This window comes from Metabacillus mangrovi, from assembly GCF_009711125.1.
Taxonomy (GTDB): Bacteria; Bacillota; Bacilli; order Bacillales; family Bacillaceae; genus Metabacillus_B; species Metabacillus_B mangrovi.
The window spans coordinates 47766-62116 of the sequence record NZ_WMIB01000004.1; the positions used below are offsets into that span (position 1 = coordinate 47766).

16 protein-coding genes and 1 riboswitch are annotated in these 14351 nt (G+C 49.3%); of the genes, 2 read left to right on the forward strand and 14 right to left on the reverse strand.

The window, feature by feature from the left end:
* Window positions 1-6 precede the first annotated feature (6 nt).
* The gene (locus GKZ89_RS21380) at window positions 7-135 is read left to right on the forward strand and encodes a hypothetical protein (protein ID WP_277753202.1); all 129 of its coding nucleotides are present in this window, start codon (window positions 7-9) and stop codon (window positions 133-135) included.
* On the opposite strand, the gene GKZ89_RS06455 is transcribed toward GKZ89_RS21380, so the two are convergent.
* The 12 genes from GKZ89_RS06455 to GKZ89_RS06510 form a co-directional block, all read right to left on the reverse strand.
* Entirely contained in the window at window positions 136-843 is a 708-nt protein-coding gene (locus GKZ89_RS06455; RefSeq protein WP_155111585.1) for a hypothetical protein, read from the reverse strand.
* Complete coding sequence (locus tag GKZ89_RS06460) at window positions 840-1271, reverse strand: bifunctional adenosylcobinamide kinase/adenosylcobinamide-phosphate guanylyltransferase (protein ID WP_155111586.1); 432 nt, start codon at window positions 1269-1271, stop codon at window positions 840-842. The genes GKZ89_RS06455 and GKZ89_RS06460 overlap by 4 nt, the downstream gene beginning before the upstream one ends.
* Window positions 1223-1837: a histidine phosphatase family protein gene (locus GKZ89_RS06465; protein WP_155111587.1), complete on the reverse strand. Its 615-nt coding sequence runs from the start codon at window positions 1835-1837 to the stop codon at window positions 1223-1225. Before GKZ89_RS06465 ends, GKZ89_RS06460 begins: the two co-directional genes overlap by 49 nt.
* The gene (gene cobS / locus GKZ89_RS06470) at window positions 1795-2595 is read right to left on the reverse strand and encodes an adenosylcobinamide-GDP ribazoletransferase (protein ID WP_241680151.1); all 801 of its coding nucleotides are present in this window, start codon (window positions 2593-2595) and stop codon (window positions 1795-1797) included. The genes GKZ89_RS06465 and cobS overlap by 43 nt, the downstream gene beginning before the upstream one ends.
* On the reverse strand, window positions 2592-4073 hold the full coding sequence (locus GKZ89_RS06475; RefSeq protein WP_155111588.1) for a cobyric acid synthase: 1482 nt from the start codon (window positions 4071-4073) through the stop codon (window positions 2592-2594). Before GKZ89_RS06475 ends, cobS begins: the two co-directional genes overlap by 4 nt.
* A complete protein-coding gene (locus tag GKZ89_RS06480) occupies window positions 4070-4609 on the reverse strand; it encodes a bifunctional adenosylcobinamide kinase/adenosylcobinamide-phosphate guanylyltransferase (protein WP_155111589.1) in 540 nt (179 codons plus the stop codon). Before GKZ89_RS06480 ends, GKZ89_RS06475 begins: the two co-directional genes overlap by 4 nt.
* Window positions 4603-5667 carry a threonine-phosphate decarboxylase CobD gene (gene cobD, locus GKZ89_RS06485; protein WP_155111590.1) on the reverse strand — a complete coding sequence of 355 codons (1065 nt, stop codon included), beginning with the start codon at window positions 5665-5667 and terminating at the stop codon, window positions 4603-4605. Before cobD ends, GKZ89_RS06480 begins: the two co-directional genes overlap by 7 nt.
* Window positions 5642-6589: an adenosylcobinamide-phosphate synthase CbiB gene (gene cbiB / locus GKZ89_RS06490; RefSeq protein WP_155111591.1), complete on the reverse strand. Its 948-nt coding sequence runs from the start codon at window positions 6587-6589 to the stop codon at window positions 5642-5644. The genes cobD and cbiB overlap by 26 nt, the downstream gene beginning before the upstream one ends.
* Window positions 6582-8045, reverse strand: a complete 1464-nt coding sequence (locus tag GKZ89_RS06495; RefSeq protein ID WP_162356546.1) for an adenosylcobinamide amidohydrolase — start codon at window positions 8043-8045, stop codon at window positions 6582-6584. Before GKZ89_RS06495 ends, cbiB begins: the two co-directional genes overlap by 8 nt.
* A 13-nt stretch (window positions 8046-8058) precedes the next feature.
* Entirely contained in the window at window positions 8059-9087 is a 1029-nt protein-coding gene (locus tag GKZ89_RS06500) for a FecCD family ABC transporter permease (RefSeq protein ID WP_155111593.1), read from the reverse strand.
* Window positions 9050-10021: an ABC transporter substrate-binding protein gene (locus GKZ89_RS06505; protein ID WP_155111594.1), complete on the reverse strand. Its 972-nt coding sequence runs from the start codon at window positions 10019-10021 to the stop codon at window positions 9050-9052. Before GKZ89_RS06505 ends, GKZ89_RS06500 begins: the two co-directional genes overlap by 38 nt.
* 174 nt (window positions 10022-10195) lie before the next feature.
* Window positions 10196-10383, reverse strand: a riboswitch (cobalamin riboswitch).
* Between the two features lie 55 nt (window positions 10384-10438).
* Window positions 10439-11056 carry an NUDIX hydrolase gene (locus GKZ89_RS06510; protein ID WP_155111595.1) on the reverse strand — a complete coding sequence of 206 codons (618 nt, stop codon included), beginning with the start codon at window positions 11054-11056 and terminating at the stop codon, window positions 10439-10441.
* Between the two features lie 243 nt (window positions 11057-11299).
* On the opposite strand from GKZ89_RS06510, the gene GKZ89_RS21170 reads away from it, so the two are divergent.
* Window positions 11300-11434, forward strand: a complete 135-nt coding sequence (locus GKZ89_RS21170) for a protein YkpC (RefSeq protein ID WP_241680152.1) — start codon at window positions 11300-11302, stop codon at window positions 11432-11434.
* Window positions 11435-11541: 107 nt separating this feature from the next.
* On the opposite strand, the gene abc-f is transcribed toward GKZ89_RS21170, so the two are convergent.
* Both abc-f and GKZ89_RS06520 read right to left on the reverse strand, forming a co-directional pair.
* Window positions 11542-13248: a ribosomal protection-like ABC-F family protein gene (gene abc-f, locus GKZ89_RS06515; RefSeq protein WP_155111596.1), complete on the reverse strand. Its 1707-nt coding sequence runs from the start codon at window positions 13246-13248 to the stop codon at window positions 11542-11544.
* A 437-nt stretch (window positions 13249-13685) separates the two neighbouring features.
* Window positions 13686-14276: a TetR/AcrR family transcriptional regulator gene (locus GKZ89_RS06520; protein ID WP_155111597.1), complete on the reverse strand. Its 591-nt coding sequence runs from the start codon at window positions 14274-14276 to the stop codon at window positions 13686-13688.
* Window positions 14277-14351 lie beyond the last annotated feature (75 nt).

Consider the following 14351-nt stretch of genomic DNA (forward strand, 5'->3'; position numbering starts at 1 on the left):
TGGTTTATGGAACCGAAAAAGAAGAAAACCCCTTCAAAAAAACTAAAAAAGTTCACGACTGCCGACTTGGGCTATAAAGTATCAGAAGAAAACCAAAAGCTTTTGAAAATGCTTAAAAATCTAAAGAAAGCCTGATCATTCTGTGAACGTCACAGGATGAAACAGGCTTTCTGAAATCTTCCGCAGCTCTGTTTCTGCTGCCTTGTCGTATGAAATCAGCAGGCATGATGCCGGGCCGGCTGATTTTGTGATATCCACTGTGCAATCTGCAATTCCGGCATTCCGGTTCATTGTATGTAATTCATGTGCAATTCCCCGTGAACCCGCGGGCACAATTTCATAGATCCCTTTTAGCTCCAGCAGTTGCAGAAACAGAGATAAAGAGACCATTCTTTCGGGCCTTCCCAGCACTTCGGCTCCTACAAGCGGGTCCCCGATCACGGCATATGACGCATCTGCCGGTGTCCGGTCCTCCCGTATGCTTCTTTTCTGCACTCTTCCAAGTACTGCGATGCCGATTGCACTTTGAAGAAGCTGCATGTTGCTCTCTGTACTGCCTGTGATGGTAACTTCTTCAAGTCCGGCTTCTTTTAAAAGACTCGTGCAGGCTGAAACAATCGGGTCCCATGAAAGTTCATCTGTTAAATTATGAAGGATGACCGAAAAGGGCCGTGCACCGGAAGACATACATTCCATCAAAGCTGTTCTGAGTGTGTACGAAGCAGTTATGCTTATCGGAACCTTTATAAGGTCATGCGGCTTTTCCCCTATTCCGCCGGCATTATCAGCGGCAGCTATGAGCCATTCCTCAGGTGATAATTCGATTTTCTGGTAATCTCTCAATTTCCTGCACCCCTTTTTAACGGAGTGGCTAATCCATACCAGATCAGATCAGCCTCTGCCGCCTTCCTGACGATTTCCTGATAAACCCAGCCGGCCGTATCCCTCCACAGCCTGTCTTCCGCTTGGACCGGCACGATTCCTTTCGTAATGTCCGTGCCAATCAGGACAAGCCTGCATCTGCGTTCCTGTTCCCGGCTGATCCATTCTTCCATTCTCCGGCTCCAGATCCGCACCGCGTCTTCCCCGTGCTCTAACGAATCAAGCCGGATATACTCCTCAAGGCCCTCGATCACCGTCAGCGGTTTAAAGTCCTGAGGCAGCTGGTCTTTCCGGTACGCACTAACCCAAAGTGCATCTTCTCTCCAAAAGCTTTGCTGTTTTACCCACGCCGATTTTCCATTGCAGGCTCCGCCTGATACGAAATGCATCGTTCTCCCCTCCTAAAAGCTTCTTTTGTCCAGTAAAGGATATACCCTTCACCCGGTAGACACGGCCAATCCCAGAATCCCCGCCGGTCCTCCGTCAGCTGCGTCATGAGGTGCCGGATCGTCCCGCCATGTGCGATGACTGCGGATGTTTTCCGCGCACCGATTTCTTTTCTGGCTTCGGCCCATCCCGCCATCACCCGTTCTTTAAAAACAGACAGGCTTTCTCCGCCGGGAGGTGCGTGCTGATCCATGTTGTCTACCCATTCTCTATATGCCGGCTCCGCCTTCAATTCATCAAAGGTTCTTCCTTCCCATTCGCCGAAATGAATTTCTTTAAAGGAGCTGATGGAATGTCTTGCTGCCCCGGGGAAGAGCAGGTCTGCGGTCTGATCTGTTCTTTTCATCCCCGATGTAATCACAAGCTCAGGAGAGAAGTGTTCAATTCCGCTGAGAGCCTTTCTCCCTTCTTCTGACAGTGGGTCGTCAGTCCAGCCGATATAGGCTCTGCGGCTGTTTTTTTCAGTCAGGCCATGACGAAGTAATGCAACAGCCACAATGTCATCCATAATACGGTCTCTCCTCCTTCAGCAGAAGCACCGAGCAGGTCACCGGTGATCCCGCCGAACTCTTTCCGGATTTTTCGTTCTGCGGCAGCTGAAAACAGGAGCTGGACACCAGTGAACGTCCAGAAATACACGGCCAGAGCCGGTTCTGAAGCTGCCATCACTCCCGAGACGATCAAGAAAAACAGAATATAGGTGCCTGCCACGGTTTTGCCGGTCAGATCTTTCTGGAAAAAATAAGCGAGTCCTTCTTTTTTAACTGCCGGTACCCGGACAAGCAGGAGCCCCATCCCTATTCTGGAAACGAAAGGGATCATGGCGATTAAAAAGTAGTCCGTAAAGCGAAGTCCGGACACCACTTCGTATATGAATAAAAACCGTGCAGACAGCAGGACGAGGACGGACAGCACGCCGAATGCCCCTGTGCGCGGATCACTCATGATCTCAAGCCTTTTTTCTTTGTCCCGGTAGGAAAAGCAGGCGTCGCTCGCATCCATCCAGCCATCAAGATGGAGCCCTCCGGTCAGAAGGATGCTCCCAAGCCAAATGGCAAAAGCGGCTGCGAGGACAGAGAGAGGAGTAAACGACTGGATGAGCCACAGCACAACAGACAGCAGACCCCCGATGATCAGCCCTGCTGCAGGGAGACTTTGAACAGCATAAGCTATACGCTTCTGATCCAGTTCCATCGGCCTCCTGACCGGAATCGCCGTAAAAAACTGCATGGCGATCAGAAAACCCTCCAGTCTTGCCATCATCATGAGCCGCCTCCTTCGATTATGTCCATGATCTTTTTCATATCCAGATGCTGCTCTGCATGATCCGCGACCCGGCTGTACCGGGTATCCTTAAGTTGCTTTAAATTGACACAAGGCTTAGGCCGCAGTCCTTTGCGTTCGCGGAGCTCGTTGAGCCAGGAAGTCCTGAAGCCATCATTGTAAAACAAATGATGCAGGTACGTACCCGTCACAGAGCCTGAAACGGCTCCGGGATCACCGCCGGGTTCTGCATATTGCAGAAAAGGAGCCGCACCCTGGCAGCCCGTTTCCCCCATGCGGATCTCATATCCCTCCACTGGAATTCCATCTTCCGCAACAAAGCCTTTCCGGCGTACAGTTTGTTTGTTCTCCCCAAAGGTGGTCCTTCCAGGCAGAAGTCCAAGTCCTTTTGCTGCTGCTCCAGGCTGACCGGAATCTGTTCCAAACGGATCGGTCATCGTTTCACCAAGCATCTGATAACCTCCGCAAATCCCCAATAGGCGATTGCCGCCGGAAGCATACTTTTGGATTTCGCCAGAAAGCCCGCTCTCTGTCAAAAACGTCAAGTCAGCTAAAGTGCTCTTCGTACCGGGAATAATGACAGCATCCGGGTTTCCGAATGAAGCTGTTTCAGATACAAAACGGAGACGGACATCCTCTTCAAACAAAAAAGGCTCAAAATCCGTATAATTGGATATAAAAGGGAGCCTGATGACCGCCACTTCGATTTCGTATTCATTTCGCACGGGAAACAGGGATTCAATCGAGAGCGAGTCCTCGCCCTCAATCATATGGCCTGGCAAATACGGGATGATCCCCAGCACAGGCAAACCGGTATTCTTTTCAAGCCAGTCCTTCCCGCTCTCAAATAAAGCAGGATCTCCCCTGAATTTATTTACGATCAGCCCTTTAACCCTGCTTCTATGTGCAGGTTCAAGGAGGGCAAGTGTGCCAATAATGCTGGCAAAAATCCCGCCGCGTTCGATATCAGCAGTTAAGATGACAGGAAGGTCCGCCATCTCAGCCACTTTCATATTGACAACTTCACGGTCATTCAAATTTATTTCAGCAGGTGAACCTGCTCCTTCTGCTATTAGGTAATCGTGCCGCTTCTGAAGCTCCTCCAGAGAGATACGGATCGATGTCAGCGCTGTTTCATAATATTCCTTCCGATAATTTATTCCGGAAAGCACCCGATCCCTTTTTCCAAAAAGCACAACCTCTGAATGCATTTCACTTGATGGCTTTAAAAGGATCGGGTTCATGTAGACGGTGGCTTCCTGTCCCGCAGCCTCAGCCTGGACTCCCTGGGCACGCCCTATCTCTAAACCATCCTTCGTAACATATGAGTTATTGGACATGTTCTGGGATTTAAAGGGGGCGGCATTCAGGCCTCTTTGAGCTAAAATCCTGCAAAGTGCTGTGACAAGGAAGCTTTTCCCCGCATCAGATGAAGTTCCCTGGATCATGACACCCTTCATAGCAGCCCCCCCTTTTTCAAAACTGGAATCCCGCTCTCCACCAAATAGGCACTGTCCGCCAAAGATACGGTCTCTACATGCAGTCTTCCAAGGATTTTCATATATTCATATACTGGACCCGAATAGGAAAACGCATCAAAAAACAGTTCATTTGATACGGCTATAAGTACTTTGCATCTTCGTTCCAATGCTTTCATTCCATGCATCATATGGACGGTAAGATCCGGCTTTGGCCTGCTCGAAAACATCTCATTGTTCAGCCATGTCGTTACACAGTCCAGGACAACGACGTCTTCTTTCGTAAAACGGTCTGCAATCTCCTGAAGGTCCCGCGGCTGTTCATGGGTTGTCCATTCAAGAGCAGAATGGCTGCGGGCCTCACGGTGTCTTTCGATCCGGTGCTTCATTTCTTCATCAGAGGGACGGCCTGCCGCAACATAATGCAGGCAGCCAACCTCACCTGCCCATTCCGCAGCGAGCTTTTCAGCGAAAGCGGTTTTTCCGCTTCTGACACCGCCAGTGACAAAGATCAGCATGTTTTCCACTCCTTTAATGCATGGACAAGAAGGTCATTCTCTTCCTCGGTCTTTACTGAAAATCGCAAGTAATCTCCGTCCAGACCATTAAAATTTTCCGTGTGTCTTGCCACGATTCCTTTTTTAAGCAGAAAACGGTAAAGCCCTTCTTTTTGAGGTGCATCGATCAAATAGAAGTTCACACTGCTTGGATAAACGGTAAAGCCTGTCTTCCGCAGTTCTGAAGTCACCCTTATTCTCTCTTCAGATACATAGTTCCTCGTCTTACTTGCATGCGTGCTGTCCTCCATACAAGAAGCACCGATCACCTGAGCCAGTGCGTTGACACTCCAATGAGGCTGCTTGGCCAAGAGCTTTGCTGCTATAGGAGGAGCAGCCAAAACATACCCGAGCCTGAGCCCGGCAAGGGAATACATTTTCGTCACCGATTTAAGGACGATTATATTCGGATAGCGGGTTATGTATGGGGCAAAAGATGGGGCATGTTCCGCGAAATCAAGAAAAGCTTCATCACAAATGATGAACGTGCCCGCTTCAGCTGCTGCGTTTATAACCTGCAGCATCATATCCCGGCTGTACATTTTCCCTGTGGGATTGTTTGGTGAACAGAGAAAAACGGCTTTTTTCCCGCGCATAGCAGGAAAGATGCGGTCATCGAGATCCCAGCCGGTCCTTTCATCAAGCACTAAGGAAGAGATTGCAGCACCAAACGCCCGAAGTGCCTCTTTGTATTCCGAAAAAGCAGGCTCTACAATCAGCACCTCTTCTCCGCGAAGCATCTCGCCAAGCAAAAAGATCAGTTGTGCCGCCCCGTTCCCTGCAAGGATCATCTCTTCAGGCAGCTGCTCCTTTAGGGAAATCGAATGGATCAGCTCCCTGGCATGGGGATCCGGATAATCCTCGATATATTGAAAATAGTTCTCCCAGTTTTCACGGATAAATGCCGGCGGACCGAGCGGGTTGATATTGACGCTGAAGTCTGTCAGCGCAGCCGGCACCTGCAGATTCAGGTTCCGGTAAACATGTGATGGATTAGAGCCATGTGATGGCAGCTTCAATCAAGATCCCTCCCAGCCATAGCAAAGCAAGAAAAGCAAGGACGGTACGGTCCATTACTGAAATCACTTCTGAAATATGTTTTCTTTTTAAAGAATGCGAAGGCACACCCATCCGGGCCCGGTCTGATACAGCGCCCTTGTACGTATTGATTCCGCCCAGCTGGATTCCAAGCAGATAGGCAGACGCTGCTTCTCCCCAGCCGCTGTTTGGACTCGGATGCTTTGCAGCATCTGCGGCGGTTTTTCTCCATAAGTCCAGCCGGTTATGCGACAGCAGCATAGCAAATGCCGTGATCCTGGCGGGAATCCAGTTTACGAGATCATCCAGCTTTGCCGAAGCCCAGCCAAAATCCTTAAAACGCTCATTCCGGTATCCTACCATGGAATCGAGCGTATTGACCAGACGATACAGGAGGGCTAGAGGCGCTCCTCCCGCTGCCGCCCAAAAGAGCGGGGCGGTGACTCCATCGCTCGTATTTTCAGCAACCGTCTCAACCGTTCCTCTTACAAGTTCAGCTTCCTGAAGATGTTCCGTATCTCTGCCTACTATGTAAGAAAGCTTCAGCCTTGCTTGTTCCAGGTCACCCGCAGCGAGCGGTGCTTCCACCTCCTGGGCTGCCTCTTTAAGGCTGCGCTGGGCAATCGCTGTAAAAATGACGATTGCTTCAAACAAAACACCCGCTGCCGGATGAAGACCGTAAAAGAAAAAGGTAAGCAGGCAGGTTCCGGCCAGGACTGAAGCGGACAAAATAAGAACCATTGCCATCCCTTTCGCCTTGCGGGCTTGTCCTTTATTCCAGTTGTTTTCGAAATAGGATACCGCTCTGCCGAACCAGCGGACAGGATGAGGCATGGAAGGCGGATCACCTGCCACACGGTCTATAAGCAATGCAATCGAAAGTGCAAGCAAATGATTAATCATTCCGTTTTCTCTCCAAGTAGCGGTCTAAAGACTGCAGTGTGCAGTCATACACACTTTTTCCAATCGCCTGTCCGAGCTCGGCAGCCGGTCCAGCATATTGGAGGGATTTCCCCTGCTGGGCCGCAGCGATCAAAATGCTGTCTGTCGTTGTACCTGTCGCAGGAGTATGGGTGTAAGGGTCTGTGATCCCCCGGTCAGCAAGAGCTCGTGTTTTTGATTCCGAAGCAGTGATGACCGCCTGGATGAAGGCTTCATCTGATAGGCGGCCGTTCACAAAGATCCATGTGTTGATCGTTCCGGGAGATCCGGAAAGCCGGTCCGCCCCTGCAGAGGCATCCGCGGCATTTCCAGTACCCGCAGTGACAACGGTCAGGATGGAAAAGCCCTCATGATAAGACGTTTTAACCGCAACATCTGCAAGTTTTACCGCTGTCATCATCCCGACCGTTTCATTCGGATCCAGCCCCTGTGCCTGAATGTAGCGGACAAGATCCATCTGTACATCCTCACTGTGATAATTCAAATCGACATGCCGGTTTACAAAGGTCGTGTACCAGCCAAACCCTGCATGAACAACGGCGGACGAAAGCGTTTTGAGAGGAACCGGCGACTGCAGTAAAATATGTGTGCTTTCACAGGAGAGCATGTTCTCTGAAATGAGTATGGTATTTTCAAGTCCCGGCGGAGAATTGAGGATCACCTGCGGGCTTTGATGAGAAGGATGGTAATGGCGCTTAATATCCGCACTGTACACCTGTTTCAGCACAGGCTCCTGAAGAGCTTCATACGGCGTGCCGCTCTCAGAGATCCTGCCGTTGTTCATGAGCAGTACCCGGTCACAGTAAAGGCTCGCCATATTTAAATCGTGGAAGATGGATACGATCGTCAGGCCCCGGTCCTTCGTCCACGATTTCAATCTGGACAAGAGGCTTTGCTGAAAGGCAATATCCAGGTGGTTGGTCGGTTCGTCCAATAAAAGAATATCGGGATTCTGCGCCAGCGCCTGGGCCAGGAAAACCCGCTGCTGCTCGCCCCCGCTCAAGCTCTGAACCTGACGCTCTGCATACGGTTCGACTCCCGTATCCTGCATCGCAAGCGTGACAGCCTGTTCATCTTCCTCTGACCAGGAAGGAAACCATGCCGTCTGATGGGAATACCTCCCTATGCTGACGGCCTCCCTTACCGTCATATCAAAAGCCGATGCTGAAAGCTGGGGGAGTACAGCCATTCGTTTGGCAAGCTCTTTCCTGCTGTAGGCAGTGACCGGCTTGCCCTTTATGAGGATCTCACCGCCTGTTGACGGCAGGACACCGGACAGCATTTTCATCAGCGTCGTTTTCCCGCTCCCATTCGGCCCGAGGATCCCGAAAAACTCCCCTTCTCTGACCGAAAATTGTACATCCTTTACGATTTCTTTTCCGTTGTAGCCTCCGGAAAGACCATGAATGCGGATCACCGGATCTCCTCCTTTACACTCTTCTTTTACGGGATGCCAAAATAAAGGCAAACACCGGTGCGCCTGCAATGGCTGTAATGATGCCGATGGGCAGCTCTGCCGGTGAAATAATCATCCTGGCAAGCAAATCGGCAAGTATCAGAAACGCTGCACCCGTAATCATGGAAAGCGGCAGCAGGTGACGGTGATCGCTTCCGCACAGCAGCCTGACCATGTGCGGGATGACGAGCCCGACGAAGCCGACAGCTCCGGAAACAGCAACCGCTGAACCTGTCAGCATGGAAGCGGCCACCACAATCAAGATCTGCTTTTGTTTTACATGGACGCCAATATGGCGGGCCCTATCCTCACCAAAAGCAAAAGCATTCAGCTCGCGGCTGTGAATCAATAGAAGAACGGCGCCGGCACAAGTAAAGGGAAGAATCATTTTCACGTATGGCCAGCCTCTCATCGAAACGCTGCCGAGCAGCCAGTTCATGACCTGGCGCAGCTCCTCCCCGCTCAAAGCAATCACAAGGGAAATAAAAGAACCGAGGAACGAGTTAAAAATAATACCTGCTAAGATCATCGTTTCCATCGATGTCTTCCTCTGAGCGAGATAAGCAAAACCAAGCACTCCGAGCATCGTTGCAAAACCAGCTGCGATACTGATAACCGGCAATGTGTAGACCCCAAAAATCTGGATGCCGAAATAAATGACCGTTACCGCCCCCAGAGAGGCGCCGGAAGAAACGCCCAGTGTATACGGATCGGCGAGCGGGTTTCGAAGCAGACCCTGAAAGGCAGCTCCGGCAAGGCCCAGAGAGGCACCGACCAAGGCAGCTAGTATCACCCTCGGGAAGCGGATGGCAGTCAGGATGCTTTCATTTGCCGCTGAGGAAGCACTGCCTCCGAACAGGACACTCACGATTTCTCCCGGGGTAAGAGCCACTGAGCCTATAGATACAGCAGCTAAAAAAGCGACCGCGAAAAACACGACCGCCAATGTATACTGAAAGACACGATTATTTTGCAAAGACGTCCGGATAAATTGCGTTTGCAAGCTCCTCTACTCCTTCGATCAGACGCGGTCCCGGTCTTGTCAGCTTATCCGAGTGCACGTCATAAACTGCTTTTTCTTTTACAGCTGTTACGCTCTCCCAGCCTTCCCGGCCTGTCACCTGTTTAACGGGCTCAGGGCTGTAATAGCCGTATGTCGTTACGATCGCATCGGGATTCAGCTTTACGATTTCCTCCTCAGACATTTTGAGCCAGCCCGCTTGAGCGGCCGCGGCGTTCTCAGCTCCGACCTTCTCGAGGATTTCATTCATGAAAGTATCTTTTCCGGCTGTATAAATTTCAGGAGAAGGAGAAACTTCGACAAATACAGTTTTTCTTTCATCCTCCGTTATTTCAGAAGCTTTTTTTTCCACTTCCGCCAGACCGTTTTTCATATCGCTGATCAGTTCTTCCGCTTTATCCGTTTCACCGGTGGATTCTCCGATCATTTCCATGGATTCATAGACCTCGTCGAAGCTTTGAGCCTCATTTACCACTACAACATCAATCCCTGCATCGCGCAGCTGTTTCAGTCCCTCTGCAGAGTTATGGGCACCTGATTCGTGAGCGAGAACAAGATCAGGCTGGAGACCAATGATTTTCTCAACATTAAAGTCCATCCCGCCGACTTTTTCTTTTTTCATCGCTTCTTCCGGGTAATTATCGTTATCTGTCACACCTGCCACCCGGTCAGCCAGGTCCATCGCAAAGAGGATTTCGGTGTTGCTCGGGATAAGCGAGATGATCTTTTGAGGTTCTTTTTCAATCGTTACTTCTGTGTCCGCTGCATCCTTCACTTTAACCGGGAACTCAGCATTTTCTTCTGTTTGCTTCTGCCCTTCCTTTTTCTGTTCAGGCGCTGCCTGATTGGAGCCGCATCCGGCAAGCAAACCTGCTGAAAGCAAGAGTGAGGTGATAATCGAGCCGTACTTTTTCATTTTCCTGATCCCCTGTCTAATAGATTGATTTTTTTAATACGAATAAATAAAAGCTTTCAGAGAAACAAAAAACACCTCCCCGGAAGAGGGAGATGACGGTATAAGTTATGTAGACTGCACAAGCCATGAACAGACTTTCGTGTCAACGGTAACACCATCCTATCCTCGTAGGTATACGGTGACGAGGTGTACGGCAGGTCTCCTGGCTCATGATCAGCACATACCGCTTCCTTCCCATGCAAAAAATCTGCACAGTGGATTCAAGCAGCTGCTCCCATTTACAGTGGCGGGACCGCGCCGGAATTTAACCGGCTTCCCTTTTAAGCTGATAAACTATCAGCACCTACACCTTATCAATATGGAATTTTAGAGTACACGACATATTATACACAACGGAAAGACGATTGTCAGTCTCTATTAATCAAAATAAACCTCTTTATCCTCATCCCAGCAGTACTCAAACAAAATCTTAATCTGGCTTTCTGTAATCCTGCCGGAAGAAAGCTCTGGCAGTTCATCCAGAGCAAAATAGCCGCAATCCAGTGTTTCCGGACCGGTTTTGAGCTCCCCGCCAGTCTGTTCGCATAAGAAGAATAGCTTATAGATATGGTACGGTCCGGGCGGATGGGGATGGCACTTTTTATCCATGACGGCAATCAGCCGTTTTGCCCGGACAACGAGCCCTGATTCTTCATATGCTTCCTTTACCGCATTTTCTGACGCCGTCAGTCCAATATCTGCCCATCCTCCAGGGATCGACCATTTTCCATCGAGCATCTCCCGTACGAGCAAAATTTTATTATCCTTGAAAATAACGGCCCTTGCATCTGTTTTCGGTGTCTGGTACCCCGTTTCATTGGCGAACAGCTCTTTCAATTTTTCCTGCGGCTCGCCGGTATACTCAGATACGATTTCCCCGCTTAAATTTCTGAGCCGTTCAAACCGCTCAATATCAAACTGATCCTTCGAATAGGCAAGTCCTGCCTGTGCAAGAGATTGGATTTCCTTCGCCCACGTCAGCCACTTCGGCTCCATCCTATTCTCCCCTTTCCATACTCGTTCTTATTGTATCGTATCCCGATCCGTTCTGAACAGACACCGCGCAATTAATCGATTCCCTCCCCCGGCCGGCAGCAGCGCGCAGGCCGTTTTTCCTATTTTTAGAAAAAAGGGGAGTTTCCTCTTTTCAAACAGCTTGTCCCCGCTTTATATTTGATGAGGATTTTTGATGAACAGCAGCTGCCGTGCTGCACAAGTTAATGAACATGGAGGATGCAAATGAGGGATTTAGGAAGAAGGTTTTTTATCAGCCTGGCACTAGCAGGCATCATTCTCGGCGGAATGGCAGTAACATTCGACCACCTTCCATCTGCCGGCAAAGAGGATGAACAGCGTTTGATCGTAAGGCCTTGATTCATGGAAGAATCGTTGTGGGGACGTTCACGGTATTTGATTGACAGAAAAATAAAAGAGCAGCCGGAATCTCTCCAACTGCCCGTACATACTCATTAATGCGGATTTTAAAGCTTGCCTGAAAGCTCCTTCTTCCTTCTCAACAGCTGCTTGAAAAGCAAGTCGAGCTCCGTGTATTCACGATCTAAAGGAGTATGAAGGCTGAGCTTTCCCAGTACTTCTGAAAGCTTTGTTTCTACAATCAGCAGCTCTTCCTTCCTGTTATCCGTTCCTGTTCCGGGGCTCTCATATTCTTTCAGAGTCATTCCATATCGCCGGATGACTTGATCCTCCCCGATCACGAGGAGGCAATCCGCCAGCTGATGAAGAAAGTAGCGGTCATGCGAGACGATCAGCAGCGTACCGGCAAATTGGCTGAGCGTCTCTTCAAGCTGCTCACGCGCAGGAAGATCCAGATGATTGGTCGGCTCATCAAGGATGAGGATGTCCAGTTCTTGCAAAAGAAGTCCAATCAGCTTTACCCTTGTTCTTTGTCCGAGGCTCAAGAAACCGATTTTTTTCTCCATCGACGAAGCCATGCCAAGCTGGGCACTGATCTCCATCGCTCTCCCTCTCATTCTGTTGTCGCTCAGACCCAGCGCTTCAATGGGAGTCAGGCTCTCATCCAGGTCTTCAGCCTCCTGGCTCAAATAGCCGATTTTGAGTGTCTCACTGATCCATACTGTTCCAGAGGTTAACGTGTCGCTGCCGAGAAGGATCCTTAAGAACGTGGTCTTGCCGCTGCCGTTCGGCCCCATTAGCGCTGCTTTTTCTCCATACTTTAAATAAAAGCTGCTCTTCTCAAACAGAACTCTTGATCCGAAGGCTTTACAGGCATCGGCTCCCTCCAGGATCCGTTTTCCTCTCTTCGAAGCTGCATCAAATTGAAAGTAAACATGAGCTTCTTCTTTCGGCTTTTCCACTTTATTTTTCTCAAGCTCTGCATTCAGCCTGTTCATTTTGGAACGGACCTGAATATCCATCTTCTTCGCCTTAACCCGATGATGTTCTTTATACCCCATCGGCAGTTTGCCGGCTGAATCTTTATTTTTCGTTGACTCCCGGTGTGCTTTCTCTGACCAGTTTTTCAGTTTTTCCATCTGTCCTTCAATACGCTTTTTATACCGCTGCTGCTTTTCAAATTCCTTCTCCTGCTGCTCAAACCTTCTCTTTTTTTCTTCTCTGTAGGCTGTGTAATTGCCGGAATAAGAAATCAGCTTCCCATCGGCCAGTTCTTCCATTCGTGTTGCGGTTACGTCCAGGAAGTAGCGGTCATGTGAGATGATGATGGCCGTTCCGTCGAATTCCTTAAGCTTCTCGGTAAGCCATTCGACCCCATGAAGATCCATATGGTTTGTCGGCTCATCCAGGATCAGTAAGTCCGGCTTCTCCAGCAGCACGTTTGCCAGAGCCAGTTTCAATCTTTCCCCGCCGCTCATTTCGGCAAGGTTTCTATTTTCATCCAGATGGCTGATGCCCAGCAGTTTGGCCAGTTTCAGCCATTCACCAGATGTATACTGTCTTTTCAGCGTTTTTTCCGTGTAATCCGCAGATTGCTGAAGATACCCGATCTTTACTTTCCTGCCAAACGTATCCGCCGATCCTTCGTCCCTTTTCATCTTCCCCGCTACTATCTTGGCCAATGTGGTTTTACCTGTACCGTTATGGCCCGTTAAGCCAATCCTGTCTCCAGCGAACAAGTCCAAATCGATGCCTTTTAGCAATTCATGCTCTCCAAAGCTTTTTTTCAAGTTTCTTATTTTCATCAGCTGCATACAACGCACATCCCTGTTTTTAAGAATAGGCTTTGTTAAACTTGACTGTTGATTGCGGCTAGCAGGCGGTGAGCCTCTTGCCCGCTTCGCGACTGCGGGGTCTCACCTGTCCCGCTGCTCTAATCTCAGAGCCTCATGCCTTCCGCTCCAATCAATAAGTGTGAAAAATTAACACCATGCTTTACAAAGCTAAAGAACAAAAAACCCTCCCGGGAACCTCGAGAGGGATTGCAAGCCATATTCAAAAAAAGCCGATGCCAAATAAAAGAAGTCCGGCAGCTTCTGAATGAAAAATGGGCGCACGAATCCTACTCTCTTTCGGTTCCTTTTATGAAAGAAACACTAGAAAATAAGATCAATGCTTCATCGGCCCAAATTCATTCCTTCCGTTTGTAAGTTGATTCTAGTATATTCACTTTATCCTTTTTCTGTCAACCTTATATGCATAAGGATTTTATATGAGCACGGATCAATCTGTCCATTCTCTCAAATGTACAATCCTCCGGATGGATCATTCCATGAAGGGCCAGGCCATCGATGAGAGCATGAAACCTGAATGTTTCCAGTTCTTCATCCAAGCCGGGCTTTGCGGGACCATACTGGACAAGCGCATGGATGATCCGTCTTAAACCTTGCTGAAGCTCGCTGTACATTTGCCGGCTTAGCTCTTCAAGCTCCGGATCTGTCAATGCTTTAATCGTGAAGCTTAGCCATACCTCCGTTTCGGTCCTTTTTTCCTGCGTGAGCGGCAGACACTCTCTGATGTAGACCTGGATATCTTCAGACAAGTCTCCAGTCAACGCTGCCTGTTCCGCTCTTTTCTGGATTCTTTTTGCCGTGTATTCCATTGTGAACCGGTATAAATCGGATTGGGAAGAAAAATAATGTCTCATTGAACCAGGAGAAAGGCCGGCTTCCTCTGCAACTTTCCGTACCGAGACTTTTTCCATCCCTTCCCTGGCAGCGATGGTGAAAGCTGCATGAGCGATAAGCTCCTTTTGCTGATGGTGATCTACAAATTTAGGCATAGCAGTAGTTTACCATATATTGCTTTTTTAATACAGCTGTGTTATTTTGTTTTTAACACACCTGTGTTAAATAAG